15 protein-coding genes are annotated in these 17,181 nt (G+C 71.2%); 5 read left to right on the forward strand and 10 right to left on the reverse strand.

Annotation, left to right across the window (positions count from 1 at the left end; genetic code table 11):
• Positions 1–32: 32 nt before the first annotated feature.
• Genes J7E88_RS21390 through J7E88_RS21400 form a run of 3 tightly spaced genes read left to right on the forward strand, consistent with a single transcriptional unit; the run spans position 33 to position 1,680 of the window.
• Positions 33–527 carry a carboxymuconolactone decarboxylase family protein gene (locus J7E88_RS21390; protein WP_215183471.1) on the forward strand — a complete coding sequence of 165 codons (495 nt, stop codon included), beginning with the start codon at positions 33–35 and terminating at the stop codon, positions 525–527.
• 11 nt (positions 528–538) lie between these two features.
• Positions 539–1,288 carry an isocitrate lyase/phosphoenolpyruvate mutase family protein gene (locus tag J7E88_RS21395; RefSeq protein WP_215183473.1) on the forward strand — a complete coding sequence of 250 codons (750 nt, stop codon included), beginning with the start codon at positions 539–541 and terminating at the stop codon, positions 1,286–1,288.
• Positions 1,289–1,320: 32 nt separating this feature from the next.
• A complete protein-coding gene (locus tag J7E88_RS21400; RefSeq protein ID WP_308307566.1) occupies positions 1,321–1,680 on the forward strand; it encodes a hypothetical protein in 360 nt (119 codons plus the stop codon).
• A gap of 105 nt (positions 1,681–1,785) precedes the next feature.
• On the opposite strand, the gene J7E88_RS21405 is transcribed toward J7E88_RS21400, so the two are convergent.
• From J7E88_RS21405 to J7E88_RS21425, 5 genes are all read right to left on the reverse strand, one after another.
• On the reverse strand, positions 1,786–2,754 hold the full coding sequence (locus J7E88_RS21405) for an ABC transporter substrate-binding protein (protein WP_215183475.1): 969 nt from the start codon (positions 2,752–2,754) through the stop codon (positions 1,786–1,788).
• Positions 2,755–2,816: 62 nt separating this feature from the next.
• Positions 2,817–4,802, reverse strand: a complete 1,986-nt coding sequence (locus tag J7E88_RS21410) for a proline/glycine betaine ABC transporter permease (RefSeq protein ID WP_215183477.1) — start codon at positions 4,800–4,802, stop codon at positions 2,817–2,819.
• Between the two features lie 52 nt (positions 4,803–4,854).
• Positions 4,855–5,964 carry a glycine betaine/L-proline ABC transporter ATP-binding protein gene (locus tag J7E88_RS21415; protein ID WP_374196308.1) on the reverse strand — a complete coding sequence of 370 codons (1,110 nt, stop codon included), beginning with the start codon at positions 5,962–5,964 and terminating at the stop codon, positions 4,855–4,857.
• A gap of 164 nt (positions 5,965–6,128) precedes the next feature.
• Positions 6,129–7,676: a GMC family oxidoreductase gene (locus tag J7E88_RS21420; RefSeq protein ID WP_215183479.1), complete on the reverse strand. Its 1,548-nt coding sequence runs from the start codon at positions 7,674–7,676 to the stop codon at positions 6,129–6,131.
• Positions 7,677–7,693: 17 nt separating this feature from the next.
• Positions 7,694–9,181, reverse strand: a complete 1,488-nt coding sequence (locus tag J7E88_RS21425) for an aldehyde dehydrogenase family protein (protein WP_215183481.1) — start codon at positions 9,179–9,181, stop codon at positions 7,694–7,696.
• Between the two features lie 363 nt (positions 9,182–9,544).
• Here J7E88_RS21425 and J7E88_RS21430 point away from each other — a divergent pair, with 363 nt between their 5' ends.
• The gene (locus J7E88_RS21430) at positions 9,545–10,246 is read left to right on the forward strand and encodes a DUF6882 domain-containing protein (protein ID WP_215183483.1); all 702 of its coding nucleotides are present in this window, start codon (positions 9,545–9,547) and stop codon (positions 10,244–10,246) included.
• Between the two features lie 259 nt (positions 10,247–10,505).
• Here J7E88_RS21430 and J7E88_RS21435 read toward each other — a convergent pair whose 3' ends face one another.
• From J7E88_RS21435 to J7E88_RS21445, 3 genes are all read right to left on the reverse strand, one after another.
• Positions 10,506–11,495, reverse strand: coding sequence for a malate dehydrogenase (locus J7E88_RS21435; protein ID WP_215183485.1), 990 nt, complete (start codon positions 11,493–11,495; stop codon positions 10,506–10,508).
• A 933-nt stretch (positions 11,496–12,428) separates the two neighbouring features.
• Complete coding sequence (locus J7E88_RS21440; protein ID WP_215183487.1) at positions 12,429–13,055, reverse strand: DUF3017 domain-containing protein; 627 nt, start codon at positions 13,053–13,055, stop codon at positions 12,429–12,431.
• Between the two features lie 9 nt (positions 13,056–13,064).
• On the reverse strand, positions 13,065–13,934 hold the full coding sequence (locus J7E88_RS21445) for a bifunctional methylenetetrahydrofolate dehydrogenase/methenyltetrahydrofolate cyclohydrolase (RefSeq protein WP_215183489.1): 870 nt from the start codon (positions 13,932–13,934) through the stop codon (positions 13,065–13,067).
• 245 nt (positions 13,935–14,179) lie between these two features.
• Here J7E88_RS21445 and J7E88_RS21450 point away from each other — a divergent pair, with 245 nt between their 5' ends.
• Positions 14,180–14,725 (forward strand): hypothetical protein, encoded by a 546-nt coding sequence (locus J7E88_RS21450; protein WP_215183491.1) that lies wholly within the window; start codon positions 14,180–14,182, stop codon positions 14,723–14,725.
• Positions 14,726–14,986: 261 nt separating this feature from the next.
• Here the strand turns inward: J7E88_RS21450 and purH are convergent, their stop codons facing one another.
• On the reverse strand, positions 14,987–16,552 hold the full coding sequence (gene purH / locus J7E88_RS21455; RefSeq protein WP_215183493.1) for a bifunctional phosphoribosylaminoimidazolecarboxamide formyltransferase/IMP cyclohydrolase: 1,566 nt from the start codon (positions 16,550–16,552) through the stop codon (positions 14,987–14,989).
• On the reverse strand, positions 16,539–17,156 hold the full coding sequence (gene purN, locus J7E88_RS21460; protein ID WP_215183495.1) for a phosphoribosylglycinamide formyltransferase: 618 nt from the start codon (positions 17,154–17,156) through the stop codon (positions 16,539–16,541). Before purN ends, purH begins: the two co-directional genes overlap by 14 nt.
• Positions 17,157–17,181: the final 25 nt, after the last annotated feature.

Genomic DNA, 17,181 nt, shown 5'->3' on the forward strand with positions numbered 1-17,181 from the left:
CGACATGCCACAGGGCCCGTACGGTCGGAGCCATGACGACGAACGACACGTACGCGCCCGAGCACGAGCCCCGCATCGGCGTCGCGGCCCTCCTGCCCGACGTCTACAAGGCCATGATCCGGCTGGACGGGGCCGCCGGGAAGAATCTCGACCCCGTCCTGCTGGAGCTGGTGAAGATCCGCGCCTCGCAGATCAACCACTGCGCGTTCTGCCTCGACATGCACAGCAAGGACGCGCTGGCGGCGGGCGAGTCGGTGGAGCGCATCGTGCAGCTCAGCGCCTGGGAGGAGTCGCGGCACTTCTACACCGAGAAGGAGATCGCGGCGCTCGAACTGACGGAGGCGGTGACGGTGCTGACCGAGGGTTTCGTCCCCGACGAGGTGTACGAGAAGGCCGCGAAGCACTTCGACGAGACCGAACTGGCCCACCTCATCGCCTCCATCGCGGTGATCAACACCTGGAACCGGTTCGCGGTGGCCGGGCGGCTCGTCCCCGGCCACTACACTCCCGGCTCTCTGAAGCACTGAAGGCACGCGAGATGACCGCAACGGCTGGGGCGTTCCGCGCCCTTCACCACGGACGCGAGGCCGGCGATCCGCTCGTCCTGCCGGGGCCGTGGGACGCGGCGAGCGCCCGCGCGTTCGCCGACGCGGGCTTTCCCGCACTCGCGACGCCGAGCGCGGGGGTCTCGGCGTCCCTCGGCCACGAGGACGGCGAGGCCCCGGCGGACGAGATGTTCGCGGCCGTCGCCCGTATCGCACGGGCCGTCGCCATCCCCGTGAGCGCCGATGTCGAGGACGGCTACGGCCTGCCGCCGAAGGAGCTGGTGGCACGGCTGCTGGAGACGGGCGCGGTGGGCTGCAACATCGAGGACTCGGACCGCGCGACGAAGAGCCTCAAGGACCCGCGCCGGCACGCCGACTGGCTGGCGGAGATCCGCGCGGAGGCGGGTGACGCGCTGTTCGTCAACGCCCGCGTCGACACGTTCCTGCGCGCGGTGAGCGACCCGGCAAAGGCCGTCGCCCGCGTCCGGCTGTATGTCGAGGCGGGCGCGGACTGTGTCTACCCGATCGGTGTGCCGTCCGGGCAGCTGCCGCTGCTGCGCGCTGCCACCGAGGCCCCGATCAACGTGTTCGCGCCCGCGTCCGAACCGCCGGTGGCCGAGCTCGGCCGGCTGGGCGCGACCCGGATCACCTTCGGCCCCGGCCTGTATCGCCGCGCGCAGGCGGCAGTGGCGGACATCGCCCGCGAGCTCTACGGGAAAGGGCCTGGGCGGGCAAAGCTCTGAAGAGGCTAACTGCGTTGAGGGACAGGCCTGTCATGAAACGTGATCACCGTATGTCCGGACTGACCAAGCAGGAACAGTCAGTGATCGTGCTGCGCGACGCGGACAGCATCGTCGCCGCGGTCCGCGCCGCGCTGGACGGGGCCGCCCCGGAGGAACGTCCCGGACTCGAGCGGGCCCTGGAGATCGTCGAGGACGCGTCGGCCACGACGTACGAAGACCAGCAGGCCCGCTGGGTGCGCCAGCGTCTCGACGCCGCGGGTGTGACGGGCCCCGCGGACTCGATCCCGGCGATCAAGGCCCTGCGGGAGGCGGCCCCGGGCCTGAGCCTCAAGTCGGCGGTGGACCTGGCCAAGACGACGCGGTCGGCCGAGTCGGCACGCCGCGGCGCCTAGCGGAACACCGCTCGCCTCCCGAGCCCGCGCCGCGGGCGCCGGGCGGGCGGGCCGGGGCGGCCCGCAGCGCCTGCGGCCCGCCCCGGAACCGGCCCGCCCCGGGTGTCACTTCTTCGGCAGCCAGGCCTTCCACGTCGACTCGTTCGCCTTGACCCACTTCTCGGCCGCGGCCTCGGGGGACATCTTGTCCCCGGCGATCATCTGCGCGACCTCGTTCTGCTGCTCGGTCGTCCACGTGAAGTTCTTCAGGAACTCGGCGGCGTCCCCGCCGCTCTTCGCGAAGTCCGCGTTCAGGAACTTCTGCAGCGGGGTGTTGGGGTAGGCGCAGGCGACCTTCTTCGGGTCGGCGTCGCAGCCCTCCTTGTACGCCGGGAGCTTGACCTCGACCAGGTCGACCTCGGCGTTCAGCCACTGCGGCGTCCACCAGTACGTGAGGAAGGGCTTCTTGTCCTTCACGTACTTCTTGATGGCCGTGATCTGCGCCGCCTCGGAACCCGCGTAGTTGGTCTTCAGGTTCAGGTCGAGGTTCTTGATGATCGCGTCGTCATTGGTGACGTAGTCCGGCGAACCCTCCAGGATCTCGCCCTTGCCGCCGCTCTCGGCGGTCGCGAACTCCTTGGCGTACTTGTTGAGGTTCTTCCAGTCCGTCACGTCGGGGTGCGCGTCGGCGAAGTACTTGGGCACGAACCAGCCGATGTGGCCGGTGACACCGAGGTCGCCGCCCTTGACGACGGTCTTCTTGTCCTCGACGTACCGCTTCTCCTCCTTGGGGTGCCCCCAGTCCTCCATGATCGCGTCGATGTCGCCCTTCGAGAGGGCGTCCCAGGCGAGAACCTCACCCATCTGCTGGGACTTGACCGTGTAGCCGAGCTCCTTCTCCAGGATGTACTCGGCGACGGCCGTGTTGGCCTGCGCGCCGACCCAGGAGGGGACGGTCAGCTTCACGGTCTTGTCGCCGTCGGCCGCGTCCTGGCTCTTGCCGGTCTCGGCGGCACTGCACGCGCTGAGCGAGAGGACGCCCAGGGCGCCGACGACGGCGGTGGCGGTACGGAGGGTTCTGGTGCGGTTTCGCATGATGGGGCTCCTGCTGTTGGTGACGGGGACGTCAGTGGTGGTCAGGGGGCGTTCCGGACGGATCAGGGACGCTTGCGGGCCGTGGGCTGCGTGACCCGGTCGAGTACGAGACCGAGGCAGACGATCGCCACACCGGCGGTCATCCCGAGGCCCATCTCGCCGCGGGACAGGCCCTTGACGACGTCGTAGCCGAGCGCTCCGCCGCCGACGAGTGCGCCGACGACGACCACCGCCAGGACCAGCACGACGCCCTGGTTGACGGCGAGCTGGAGAGCCGGCCGGGCGAGCGGCAGCTGGACCTGGAAGAGCTGCTGCCGGGTCGAGGCGCCGAGTGAGCGCGCCGCCTCCATCGCGGCGGGGTCGACCTCGCGCAGGCCCTGTGCGGTGATGCGCACGACGGCGGGCAGCGCGTAGACGACGGCCGCGATGATGGCCGACGCCCGGGTGACGCCGAAGAGCGCCACGACCGGGATGAGGTAGACGAACTGCGGCATCGTCTGCATGGCGTCGAGGACGGGCCTCAACCAGCGTTCCAGCCGCCCGGCACGGGCGCACACGACGCCCGCGAGGACGCCGAGGACCAGCGTGACGACCAGCGCGGCCAGCACCTGGGAGAGCGTGTCGAGGGACTTCGTCCACACGCCGAGCACACCGATCGCCGACATCGCGAGCGTGGCCGTCAGAGCCGTCGCCCAGGTGCCGACGAGCCATGCCAGGCCCGCGACGATCAGCAGGACCGCCCACCAGGGCAGCCAGAACAGGCCGTCCCGCAGCGGGTTGAGGACCCACAGGGTGAACTGCTCCGACCACGTCTCGGTGCCGCCGAGCACCGGGACACCGGAGGAGACGTGGGCGGTGATCCAGCCCTGCGCCTTGTTCACGGGCGTGGAGATGTCGAACGTCCAGGCCTCGGGCCAGGCGGTGCCGACGAGGAACCGCGCCGACACCGCCACGGCGACACCCGCCGCGACCAGGGCCCAGCCCGAGCGGCCGTGCAGCGGTCCTTCGCCCGGCGTGCTGTGACCGATGCGGTCGCCGGCCGCCGCGGTGGTGCGGTCGAGCCAGATCGCGATCAGCACGATCGGGATACCGGCGGCCAGCGCCTTGCCGACGTCGACGGTGGAGAGTGCCGAGTAGACCTCTTCGCCGAGGCCACCCGCGCCGACGAGCGCGGCGATGACGACCATCGACAGCGCCATCATGATCGTCTGGTTGAGACCGAGGAGCATCTGCTGACGGGCGAGCGGCAGCCGGGCCGTCCGCAGCCGCTGCCACGGACTCGCGCCGAGCGAGGCGGACGCCTCAAGTACAGAGGGGTCGGCGCCGCGCAGTCCGAGCGCCGTCAGGCGAGCCATGGGCGGGGCGGCGTAGATGACGGTGCAGAACAGCGCGGCCGGCGTGCCCGTGCCGAAGACCAGCACGAAGGGCAGCAGGTACGCGAAGGCCGGCAGCACCTGCATGGTGTCGAGCACCGGCCGCAGCGCACGGTTGACCCGGTCGGACAGACCGGCCGCCAGACCGATCAGCACACCGAGCAGCGCGGCGACCGCCACGGCGACCACCATCAGCGCGATGGTGAGAAGCGTGGCGTTCCACATGCCCAGCAGTCCGCACAGGGCGAACGCGCCGAAGGCGGTCGCCGCGACCTTGACACCGCTGCGTCCGAGCCCGGCGGCGCGCCAGGCGAGGAGGACGCCGGCGGCGAGCACCCCGACCCAGCCGATCGAACTCAGCAGGTCGTACACGCCGCCGACCGCGTCGGTGGCCGTGTTGGACAGGTGCAGCAGGAAGTACAGGAACAGCGGGTGGGTGTCGCGGTTGTCGATGACCCACCTGTTGGCGTCGTCGAGCGGCCCGGAGATGTCGATGTGCAGGGCGGCCGGCCAGCTGCCGCTGCCCCACAGGGCGATCCCGGCGGGCACCAGCACGACCGCGAGGGCGGCGAGCGCCAGCAGTTTGGCCTTCACGGGGTGGCGCAGGATGTCGCGGAGCGGCTGCCCGGTGATGTTCTTCTTCTCCGCGGCGGGCGCGGACACGGCGGCGGTCATCGAGACCACCGTCCCTCAGTACTTCGGCGACATGTCGTGTGCTGTCGGCGTATCACGCGGCGACCCCCTTGGGGCCGGTCGTGCCCGCCACGACCGCCAGCAGGTCCGCGTGGCCGACGACTCCCAGGCACCGGCCGTCCTCGACGACGCGGGCCGTTTGTCCGGTACGGGCCACGGCTTCGATCGCCTCGAAGACGGTCGCGCCGGGGGCCAGCGCCGGCCCTCCCTCGGCCTCGTCCCCGTCAGCGGGCCGCATGGCGGTGCGCACCGTCATGACCTGCTCGCGCGGCACGTCGCGGACGAAGTCCCGTACGTAGTCGTCGGCGGGGGCGCCCACGATCTCCTCCGGGGTGCCGAGCTGCACGATCCGGCCGTCCCGCATCAGCGCGATGCGGTCGCCGAGCTTCAGCGCCTCGTTCAGGTCGTGCGTGATGAAGACCATCGTGCGGCCCTCCTCACGGTGCAGCCGTACGACCTCCTCCTGCATGTCGCGGCGGATCAGCGGGTCCAGCGCGCTGAACGGCTCGTCGAACAGCAGCACCTCCGGGTCCACGGCGAGCGCACGCGCCAGACCGACACGCTGCTGCTGGCCGCCGGACAGCTGACCGGGCCTGCGGTGTTCCAGGCCCTCCAGACCGACCTTCGCCACGACTTCGGCGGCACGCGAGCGGCGCGCGGCCCTGCCCATGCCCTGGATCTCCAGACCGTAGGCGACGTTGTCGAGCACCGACCGGTGCGGCAGCAGACCGAAGTGCTGGAAGACCATGGAGGCACGGTGGCGGCGCAGTTCGCGCAGCCGCGCGGTGTTCATGGAGAGCACGTCCTCGCCGTCGATGGCGATCGACCCGGAGGTCGGCTCGATCAGCCGGGTCAGACAGCGCACGAGCGTGGACTTGCCGGAGCCGGACAGGCCCATGACGACGAAGACCTCGCCCTTGCGCACGTCGAAGGAGACGTCCCGTACGGCTGCGGTGCAGCCGGTGCGTTCGCGCAGCTCGGCGGGGGGCAGGCCGGCCAGCGCGGGGGCGGCCGGGACCTTTGCGGCCTTCGGGCCGAAGACCTTCCACAGGTCGCGTACGGAGAAGACGGCCGACGCTTCGGCGGGCGCGGCCGCGCCGCCGGAGGCATCGGGCCTCGGGGCGGGCACCTTGGCGGTCGACACCTTCGCGGTCGGCGCCTGGGTGTCCGGCGCCTTGATCTCGGACGCCTCGGTCTTCGACGCCTTGCTCTCGGACGCCTTCGTCGCCGACGCGCTGACGTTAGACGCCTTCGTCTCCGACGCGTTCGAATCTGCCTTCATGGGATCTGCCTTCATGGGATCTGCCTTCATCGGTTCCCGCCCCTCTTGTCGGCCTCCGCGACCAGCAGGTCCGCGCATTTCTCCCCGACCATCAGCACTGTGATCATCGGGTTGACGGCCGTCATCGTCGGGAAGACCGACGCGTCGGCGATGCGGATGCCGTGCAGGCCGCGGATCTTCAAGTCGGGGGTGACGACCGCGAGTTCGTCGCCGTCCGACCCCATCCGACAGGTACCCGCCGGGTGGTAGACGGTGTGCGCGACCTTGCGCGCGTATTCGCTGATGTCCTCGTCGGAGGTGACCTCCGGCCCCGGGCAGACCTCACGCTTCAGCCACCCGGCAAGCGGCTCCTGCTTCGCGATCTCGCGCGCGATCCTGATCCCGTCGACCAGCGTGCGGCCGTCGTAGTCGTCCTCGTCGGTGAAGTACCGGAAGTCGAGGGCGGGCTTGACCTCGGGGTCGGCGCTGGTCAGGTAGAGGCGGCCGCGGCTCTTGGGCTTGGGGATGTTGGGGGTCATCGACACGCCGTGCGCGGGCCGTTCGTAGCCCAGCCGCTCGGGGTTGTCGGTGAAGGGAATCTGGTAGAAGTGGAACATCAGGTCGGGGCCCGCGGACGCGGGGTCCCGCCGCACGAAGAGCCCGGCGTCGCTGTCCATCGCGGAGTTCTCTGGGATGGGCCCGTGGGTCTCCCAGACGATGACCGACTCGGGGTGGTCGAGCAGGTTCTCGCCGACGCCCGGCAGATCGTGCACGACTGGGATCCCGAGCTTCTCCAGGTCGGCGCGCGGCCCGATGCCGGAGTGCAGCAGCAGCCTCGGGGTGTCCACGGCGCCCGCGCACACGAGCACCTCGCGCCGGGCCCGTACGACGTGCTCCTCGCCGTCCTTGGTGCGCACGTGCACGCCGGTGGCCCGGGTACCGTCCAGTTCCAGCCGGAACGCCCAGGTCTCCAGGGCGATGTGCAGGTTCGGCCGGTCGAGGAACGGGTGCAGGTAGGCGACCGACGCGGAGGAGCGCTTGTTGTTCTCCGGGTGGTACGCGAGGTCGAAGAAGCCGACGCCCTCGTGGAACGGCGCCTTGTTGAAGCCCTCTACACGCGGCACGTCGAGCGCGGTCTGCGCGGCGTCGACGAAGTCGCGGGCGATGGCGTTCCGGTCGGCCTCGTCGACGGGGACGATGTTGTTGCGCAGCTTGCCGAAGTACGGGTCCATCGACGCGGCGTCCCAGCCCTCGGCGCCGGCCTCGGCCCACTCGTCCCAGTCGGACGGCAGCGGCTTGAAGGCGATGAGGGTGTTGTGGGACGAGCAGCCGCCGAGCACACGGGCGCGGCTGTGGCGGATGTGCGAGTTTCCGCGGGGCTGCTCGGTGGTCGGGTAGTCGTAGTCGAGTTCGCCGCCGAGGAGGCCCATCCAGCGGCGCAGCGTGAGCACGTCGTCTCGGCCGACGTCGCTGGGGCCGCCCTCGATGACGGCGACGGTGACGTCGGAGTTCTCGGTGAGGCGGGAGGCGATCACGGAGCCGGCGGTCCCGCCGCCGACGACGACGTAGTCGTACACGGTGTGGTGCTCGGTCATGTGCTGCTTTCTCCCGCTCAGCCCGCGAACCAGCGCACGGGGCGCGGAGCGAGGTTCTGGTAGATGTGCTTGGTCTCGCGGTACTCGGCGAGCCCCGTCGGGCCCAGCTCACGGCCGGTGCCCGACTTCCCGAAGCCACCCCATTCGGCCTGCGGCAGGTAGGGGTGGAAGTCGTTGATCCACACGGTGCCGTGGCGCATCCGTCCAGCGACTCGGCGGGCGCGGCCCGCGTCGGCGGTCCACACGGCGCCGGCGAGGCCGAACTCGGTGTCGTTGGCCAAGGTGACGGCCTCGTGCTCCGTGCGGAAGGTCTCGACGGTGAGGACCGGTCCGAAGATCTCCTCACGGACGACCCGCATCCGGCGGTTGCACCGATCGAGGACGGTGGGGCGGTAGAAGTAGCCGGGGCCGTCCGGGCGTTCGCCGCCGGCCCTGAGCACCGCACCCTCCTCCAGCGCGGACGCGACGAAGTCCTGGGTCCTGGCGAGCTGCTGCGCCGAGACGAGCGGACCGCACTCGACACCCTTGTCGGTGCCGCGTCCGAGCCGGATCTTCTCGGCCCGGCGGGCGAGTTCGGCGACGAAGCGTTCGCGCAGCGACTCCTCGACGATGAGGCGGGAGCCGGCGGAGCAGACCTGACCGCTGTGGATGAAGGCGGCGTTGAGCGCCTGGTCGACAGCGGTGTCGAAGCCTTCCTCGGTCGCGCAGGCGTCGGCGAATACGACGTTGGGGTTCTTGCCGCCGAGTTCGAGAGCGACCTTCTTGACGGTGTCGGCGGCGGCGTGGGCGACCTTGGTGCCGCTGACGAGCCCGCCGGTGAAGGACACGAGGTCCACGTCGGGGTGCTCGGCGAGGCGCGCGCCGACGGTGTCGCCGGGGCCGGTGACGAGGTTCGCGGCACCGGGCGGCAGCCCGGCCTCCATCAGCAGCTCCATGAGCGCGACGGTGGTCAGCGGGGTGATCTCGCTGGGCTTGATCACAAAGGTGTTGCCGGCGGCGAGCGCCGGGGCGACCTTCCAGCTGGCCTGGAGCAGAGGGTAGTTCCAGGGCGTGATCAGCGCGCAGACCCCGACGGGTTCGTGCACGACCACGCTGTGGATGTCGTCGGACCCGGCGTCGACGACGCGGCCACCGCTCTCGTTCATGACGAGGTCGGCGAAGTAGACGAAGGCGTCGCGCACGCAGTCGACGTCGGTTCGCCCCTCTTCGAGGGTCTTTCCGGCGTCCTGGCTCTCCAGGCCGGCGATCCTCTCCCGGTCCCGTTCCAGCAGGGCGGCGACGCGCCGCAGGAGGGCGGCGCGTTCGGCGACGGGCGTACGCGGCCAGGTCCCGTCGTCGAAGGCGGCCCGCGCGGCGGCCACGGCGTCGTCGGTGTCGGTGGTGCCGCCTTCCGAGACGACGGCGAACACGCTCGCGTCGACAGGGTCGATGATCTCGCGCGTGGCGCCGGAGACGGCTGAGCGCCATTCCCCGCCCACGTGGATGGTCTGTTGTGCTGTCGACACGTCGTGTTCGGCCTTTCGTTCCCGTTTCGTCCTGCACCGGTCACAACCCGGCGATCTGGCCGCCTGCCCGGGTATCCGAAAACCATGCGCAACGCTTAACGGAAAGTGCTCCGCCTCACACCGGTCGTGCGACGTGGGTCACTCGCACCACCGACCGTGCGACGTGGGTCACTCGAACCGTCCGTGCGACGTGGGTCACTCGAACCGTCCGTGCGACGTGGGTCACTCGCACCGTCCGTGCGACGCGGTGATTCACGCCGACCGTGCGACGTGGGTCGCTCGCCTGCGTTCCCCCGTCCGGCGTCGGCACCCACGCCCAGGACCCGGCTCGGTCCGTTGCGGCAGACCCTTTAGGTTGTGATCATGACCATGACCTTCAGCGAGCCGTTCCTCCGGCTCACCGAGGAGCACTCCGCCTGGGGTGCCGAACAGCTCGAAATCTTCAACGAGTTCCTGCCCGTGGGCGAGTGGAGCGCCGACCTCGGGCAGTGCCTGTACCGGCAGGCGGGTCGTGAGCTGAGGATCTCGCTGCTCGGCACGCTCGACACCGACGAGCAGTCGTGGCTCTGGGCGTGGGCCAACCCCGGATTCGAGGGCACGCCCGTCGCACGCGCCGCCGAGGAGGTGCGGCGTTACGGCCAGGCGAACGGCCTGCGGGAGTTCACCGACGACCTGGTCCGCCTGGCCGGGCACGACGACCCCCGCCGTGCGGCCGAGACCCTGGCCTTCGCCGCCATGGGCGTCCTCGGCGCCACCGGATACATCGGCGTCCAGGCGAACGCCTCCGCCCGCGCCTACCTGGTCCCCGACGACCCCCAGGTGCCCCGCGCCGAACCTGACGCGATCACGCTCCCCCGCGTGCTCCTCACGGGCGCCGCCCTCCTCGGCGGCTCCGCCCGCCAGGTCGTGAGCGGCTACTTCGCGCACCACGGCCTCCCCCACCGCGAGGCTCCCGGCCGGATGAGCGCGGGCCTCCCGGACGGCGGCACGGTCGACGTCCTCTTCGACGACCTCGACCGCATCGCCTCGGTGAGCATCAACACGGGCGACCCGGCCACCACGTGAGCTGAGCGGCCCCGGGCGCCGTGGCCCCGTGCGGTGAGCGGCAGACGATTCATGCGCCGCAACAAACGCGTCGCCGCTTCAGGCCCGGGGGCTGTCTGCTCTCCAGGCGTCGTGCCGTCAGCAGGCAAGGGGCCGCCGTGCTGAGCAGGCTGCCTGCCGCGGCCGAAGCCGCCGGGCGGCGCGCTGCCCCCGTCCGGGAACGGGCACGCCCCCCGGCGGCCGAAGCCGCCGGGGGGCGTGAACCGCTGTGTGCGGCAGGTCAGATGAGGCCGAGCTCGCGGACCGCTGCGCGCTCCTCCTCCAGCTCCTGCACGGACGCGTCGATGCGCGTACGCGAGAAGTCGTTGATCTCCAGGCCCTGGACGATCTCGTACTTGCCGTCCTTGCAGGTGACCGGGAAGGAGGAGATCAGGCCCTCCGGGACGCCGTAGGAGCCGTCCGACGGGATGCCCATGGAGGTCCAGTCGCCCTCGGCGGTGCCGTTCACCCAGGTGTGAACGTGGTCGATGGCGGCGTTCGCGGCCGAGGCGGCCGAGGACGCGCCACGGGCCTCGATGATCGCGGCGCCGCGCTTGGCGACCGTCGGGATGAACGTGTCGGCCAGCCACGCCTCGTCGTTGACGACCTCGGCGGCGTTCTTGCCCGCGATCTCCGCGTGGAAGATGTCCGGGTACTGGGTTGCCGAGTGGTTGCCCCAGATGGTCAGGCGCCTGATGTCGGAGACGGCGGCGCCGGTCTTGGCGGCCAGCTGCGAGATCGCGCGGTTGTGGTCGAGGCGGGTCATCGCGGTGAATCGCTCGGCCGGTACGTCCGGGGCCGCGGCCTGCGCGATGAGCGCGTTGGTGTTGGCCGGGTTGCCGACGACGAGGACCTTGATGTCGTCCGCGGCGTTGTCGTTGATGGCCTTGCCCTGCGGCTTGAAGATGCCGCCGTTGGCGGACAGCAGGTCGCCGCGCTCCATGCCCTTGGTGCGGGGGCGGGCGCCGACGAGGAGGGCGACGTTGGCGCCGTCGAAGGCCACGTTCGGGTCGTCGGTGATGTCGATGCCCTTGAGCAGCGGGAAGGCGCAGTCGTCGAGCTCCATGGCGGTGCCCTCGGCGGCCTTCAGGCCCTGCGGGATCTCCAGCAGGCGCAGCTTGACCGGCACATCCGCGCCGAGCAGGTGGCCGGAGGCGATGCGGAAGAGCAGCGCGTAGCCGATCTGGCCGGCCGCGCCGGTCACGGTGACGTTGACGGGAGTGCGGGTCATGGCGATCTCCGTAAGACAGCTGGCGGTGGGCAACACTGCCCCTCGTGCGGGACGTCTCGTCCACGCCTACCTGAATCTTGACGTGAAGAGAATTCCAGCGGTCAGGCTATCCGACCCGGCCCCGGCCCAATCCTCACCCCCTTGTGGCGCGGCTCACCCGTCCACGCGCCTCACAGGCTGTCCGGCGGGTCCTCGGGGTGCCGGCTACGCGGGGGCGGCTGCTGCGTGCTCGCTGACGCGAGCGTGGTGCCACAGGCGCGGCGACGGCCGCGGCCAGCGGCGACGCCTGCGCATCGGCGACGGCCGCGGCTGTCACTGACGCCGCGCATCGAGCGCCGCCACCGACGGCAGACAGCCGGCCCACGGCCGCTCACAGAGGGCCTGGGGCAGGCCGCGATCGTCGGCGGGAGTGCCCGCCGCATGGCCTCTGCCGCCGACGTCGTGCCGCCCTGCGCTTCGGCGGGCGCCATCGCCAGGCGTCGCCGCCTCGGCGGGCCGCACAACCGGGGCCGCCGGGGCGAGCCGCTTGCGCGAGCGGGACCGCCCACCGCGGCGGAGCCTCCAGCGCACGCCCGCGGCAGGCCGCTGACGCAAATAGGGGCCGCCCGCACGCGGCCGCTGACGCCGACGTGGAATGCGTGCCGCGTGATCGCTGACGCGGGCGTGGTGCCACGACGCGGGCGTGGTGCGCCAGCGCGTCGCCGGACGCCGCCCGTAGGGGCACCTGCGGCTTCGTTGGCGAGCGAGCGCCCTGGCCGCCCTCCGTAGCGGAACGATCACACCGTGGCGGAATGGTCACCTCCGTGCCACAGGCCCCATCCGTCACTTGAACGGATTTGGCGCGTCCATGACCCTTGAAACACGACGGCGCCCGTCCTCCCTCGGGGGAGAGGACGGGCGCCGTTCACGGTTCGTGCCGGCCTGCGGCCGCCGCTATCGCACCGTGAAGTGGACGGCGTCCTCCAGGATGGGGATGTCCAGCCACGGCTCGGGCTGCGTCACCAGCGCGAGCAGCACGATCGCCACGCCCAGCACCCCGTACGTGATCATGTCCGTGAAACGCGAGCGCACCGCGAGCATGCCGACCGAGGGCAGGACGCGCCGCAGTACGGCTCCGGTGATGAGCGCGGCCCCGATGAGGATCGCGCCGACCCGGAACGCCTCGGCGAAGGCGTCGGTGCCGACGATCAGCACGCCGACCGCGGTCATCCCGAGCACGGTGAGCAGTGGCCACTGCCGCGCGGGCGCCGGCGCGTCCCTCGGCGCGGCACGCCCGCCGCCCTCGGGCCGCGCGGTGTCCCGTGTGACGGCCGGAGGCCGCCGTGAGGGCTTCTTCTCGCCGGAGCCGTCGGAATCCGCAGACGCGGCGGCCCCGGAAGCGTCGGATGCGGACGCGTCGGCCCCGGACACAGCGGCCCCGGACACGGCGGACGCGGCGGCCTCGTTCGTCACCGCCCCCGGCTCGGCGGCGCCCGCAGGCGCGACCCGCTCGTCCGCCGTGTCCGCGGCACCGATCTCAGAGGCGTCTCCGTCGGGGACCTCGTTGGTGCGTACGCCCATGGGGTCGGCTCAGCCCTCGGCCTTGGCCGACGCCGCGCGCTCGGCCGCCTCGACCACGTTCACCAGCAGCTGCGCGCGGGTCATCGGGCCCACGCCGCCCGGGTTGGGGGCGACCCAGCCGGCGACCTCGGCCACGCCCGGGTGCACGTCGCCGACGATCTTGCCGTTCTCGTCACGGCTGACGCCCACGTCCAGCACGGCCGCGCCCGGCTTGACGTCCTCGGGCTTGATCAGGTGCGGAACGCCGGCCGCGGCGACGATGATGTCCGCCTGCTTCAGGTGCGCCGACAGGTTCCGCGTACCGGTGTGGCACTGCGTCACCGTGGCGTTCTCCGACTTGCGGGTCAGCACCAGAGGCATCGGCCGGCCGATGGTGATGCCGCGGCCGACGACGACCACGTTCGCGCCCTTGATCTCGACGCCGTGGTGGCGCAGCAACTGGACGATGCCGTACGGCGTGCAGGGCAGCGGGCCCTCGATGCCGAGCACGAGCCGGCCCAGGCTCATCGGGTGCAGACCGTCCGCGTCCTTGGCCGGATCCATGAGTTCCAGCACGCGGTTCGCGTCGATGCCCTTGGGAAGCGGGAGTTGCACGATGTAGCCGGTGCAGTCGGGATTCTCGTTGAGCTCCCGTACCACCGCCTCGATCTCCTCCTGCGTCGCGGTCGCGGGCAACTCGCGCTGGATGGAGGCGATACCGACCTGCGCGCAGTCGCGGTGCTTGCCGTTGACGTACCAGCGGCTGCCCGGGTCGTCCCCGACGAGCAGGGTGCCGAGGCCGGGGGTGGCACCCCTCTCCTTGAGGGCCGCCACGCGGGCGGTCAGATCGGACTTGATCGCGGCTGCGGTGGCCTTGCCATCGAGAATCTGGGCAGTCATGCCCCCATCCTCCCGGATGGACCCGTCCCGGTTCCAATCCGGTCCGCCGCCATCTCGCCCTTCGGGCGAACGGCAGGTTGCACTTGCACAACACATACGGATACCGACTGGACAAAAAGGCGACGGAAATACGACGATGATCCGCGCAGTGCCGCGGGCAGTGCCGGGGGGCAAAACAGTAAATATCGTGCAGTTCCTCCGCTCGGACCGCGCAGTCCCCGCATTTCCAACGGAGGAACCCCGCCATGAGCTTCGGCGACCCGAACAACCCGTACGGCCAGCAGAGCCAGCCGCAGGGCCAGCCCGGCTACGGCTACCCCCAGGCCCCGCCGGTCCAGCCGTACGCCGGTGGCTACCCGACCGGTCCGACCGAGATGCCGGGCGGTGTCAAGGCGGCCCGCGTGATGCTGTTCATCATCGCCGGCTTCCAGGTGATCGGTGCGATCTTCGCCGCGATGGGCGCCATCGGCCTCAACGAGGCCAAGAACGACCCGGCGCTCAAGGACGACCTCCAGTTCCAGCAGATCGCCGACATGTCGGTCGGCGCGGTGTGGGGCATCGCTCTGCTGATCCTGGTGTGGGGTGTGCTCGCCATCTTCCTCGGCGTCAAGTTCGGCAGCGGCGGCAATGGGATCCGCGTCACCGCGATGGTCTTCGGCATCATCACGGCGGTCCTGGGCATCTACCCGTTCGTCGTGGTCGGCCTGGTGCACACCGTGCTCGCCATCCTCATCACCGTCTTCGTCGGCAAGTCCGACGGCGGTGCCTGGTTCAACCGCCAGCGCGCCTGATCCGCGCGGCGCCTCGGGTGCGAAGGCCGTGCACCCCGCTCCGGCGGGGCGCACGGCCTTCGCCCTTTTCTCCCGGCCCTTCGGCCGACGACGGGCGCGGGGCGAAGTCCTGCTGACCTGAGAACGGCGCACGGGGCGAAGTCCTGCGGCCTGAGAAGCGCACGGGTGGCCCGCCGCGGACACTGCCGCGGCGGGCCACCCGTCGATCCGGCGCTCAGGGGTGGAGCGCTCAGTGGAAGAGGCGCTCAGCGGAGGAGGCGCTCAGTGGAAGAAGTGCCGCGTCCCCGTGAAGTACATCGTCACGCCCGCCTTCGTGGCCGCCTCCACGACCAGCTCGTCGCGGACCGAACCGCCCGGCTGGACCACGGCCTTGACGCCAGCGGCGGTCAGGATCTCCAGGCCGTCCGGGAAGGGGAAGAACGCGTCGGACGCCGCGTACGAGCCACGCGCACGCTCCTCGCCCGCGCGCTCGACGGCGAGCTTGGCGGAGTCGACGCGGTTGACCTGGCCCATGCCGACGCCGACCGAGGCGCCGTCCTTGGCGAGCAGGATCGCGTTCGACTTGACCGCGCGGCAGGCCTTCCAGGCGAACGCCAGCTCGGCGAGTTCGTCGGCGGACAGCGCCTCGCCGGTCGCCAGCGTCCAGTTCGCCGGGTCGTCGCCGTCGGCCTGGAGGCGGTCGGTCACCTGGAGCAGCGCACCGCCGTCGATCGGCTTGACCTCGACCGGATTCGCGGGGGCGCCCTCGGCGCGCAGCACACGGACGTTCTTCTTCTTGGCCAGGACCTCGACCGCGCCGTCCTCGTAGCCGGGCGCGACGATGACCTCGGTGAAGATCTCCGCGACCTGCTCGGCCATCGCGACCGAGACCGGGCGGTTGACGGCGATCACGCCGCCGAAGGCGGACAGCGGGTCGCAGGCGTGCGCCTTGCGGTGCGCCTCGGCGACGTCCGCGCCGATCGCGATGCCGCACGGGTTGGCGTGCTTGATGATCGCGACACACGGCTCGTCGTGGTCATAAGCGGCCCGGCGCGCGGCGTCGGTGTCCGTGTAGTTGTTGTACGACATCTCCTTGCCGTGCAGCTGCTCGGCCTGGGCGAGGCCGCCGGTGCCTGAGGTGTAGAGCGCGGCGGGCTGGTGCGGGTTCTCGCCGTAGCGCAGCACGTTCTCGCGCTCCCAGGTGGCGCCCAGGAAGTCGGGGAGGACCGTCTCGTCGGCCGGCGCGTAGGAGGACGCGAACCAGGAGGCGACGGCCACGTCGTACGCGGCGGTGTGCTGGAACGCCTCGGCCGCGAGCCGCTTGCGGGCCGCGAGGTCGAAGCCGCCCTCGCGGACGGCCGCGAGCACGTCCGTGTACCGCGCGGGGCTGGTGACGACGGCCACGGACGGGTGGTTCTTGGCGGCGGCGCGGACCATGGACGGGCCGCCGATGTCGATCTGCTCGACGCACTCGTCGGCGCTCGCGCCGGAGGCGACGGTCTCCTTGAACGGGTACAGGTTCACGACGACGAGTTCGAACGGCTCCACGCCCAGCTCGGCGAGCTGCTCGCGGTGCGCGTCCAGGCGCAGGTCGGCGAGGATGCCCGCGTGCACGCGCGGGTGCAGGGTCTTGACCCGGCCGTCGAGGCACTCGGGGAACCCGGTCAGCTCCTCCACCTTGGTCACGGGGACACCGGCGGCCGCGATCCTGGCAGCGGTGGAGCCGGTGGACACCAGCTCGACGCCCGCCTCGTGCAGCCCGCGGGCAAGCTCCTCAAGACCCGTCTTGTCGTAGACGCTGACCAGTGCGCGACGGATGGGCTTGTTACCCGACTTATTCACCGACATGAACCTTTCGTCCCTCAATGCGGTAGCCGTGCCGGGCGAGTCGCCCCACGACCTCGACGAGCAGCGAACGCTCGACTTCCTTGATGCGCTCGTGCAGAGCGGCTTCGTCGTCCGTGTCCCGGACCTCGACCACGCCCTGGGCGATGATCGGTCCGGTGTCGACGCCGTCGTCGACGAAGTGGACGGTGCATCCGGTGACCTTCGCGCCGTACGCGAGCGCGTCCCGCACTCCGTGGGCACCGGGGAAACTGGGCAGCAGCGCGGGATGCGTGTTGACGATGCGCCCGCCGAACCGCGCGAGGAATTCCTTGCCCACGATTCTCATGAAACCGGCCGAGACGACGAGGTCCGGCTCGTAGGCGGCGGTGGCCTCGGCCAGGGCCGCGTCCCACTCCTCGCGGGTGGCGAATTCCTTCACCTGGCACACGAAGGTCGGCAGCCCGGCACGCTCGGCACGCTCCAGACCGGCGATCCCTGTCCGGTCCGCGCCGACGGCGACGACTTCCGCCCCGAACCCTTCGGGATCTGCGGCGATGGCGTCGAGGAGGGCCTGGAGGTTCGTCCCGGATCCGGAGACCAGGACGACGAGGCGGGCGGCAGCCACGGGGGACTCTTTTCGCGTTGCGGTG

It is taken from the genome of Streptomyces sp. ISL-10, assembly GCF_018614575.1.
Lineage (GTDB): Bacteria > Actinomycetota > Actinomycetes > Streptomycetales > Streptomycetaceae > Streptomyces.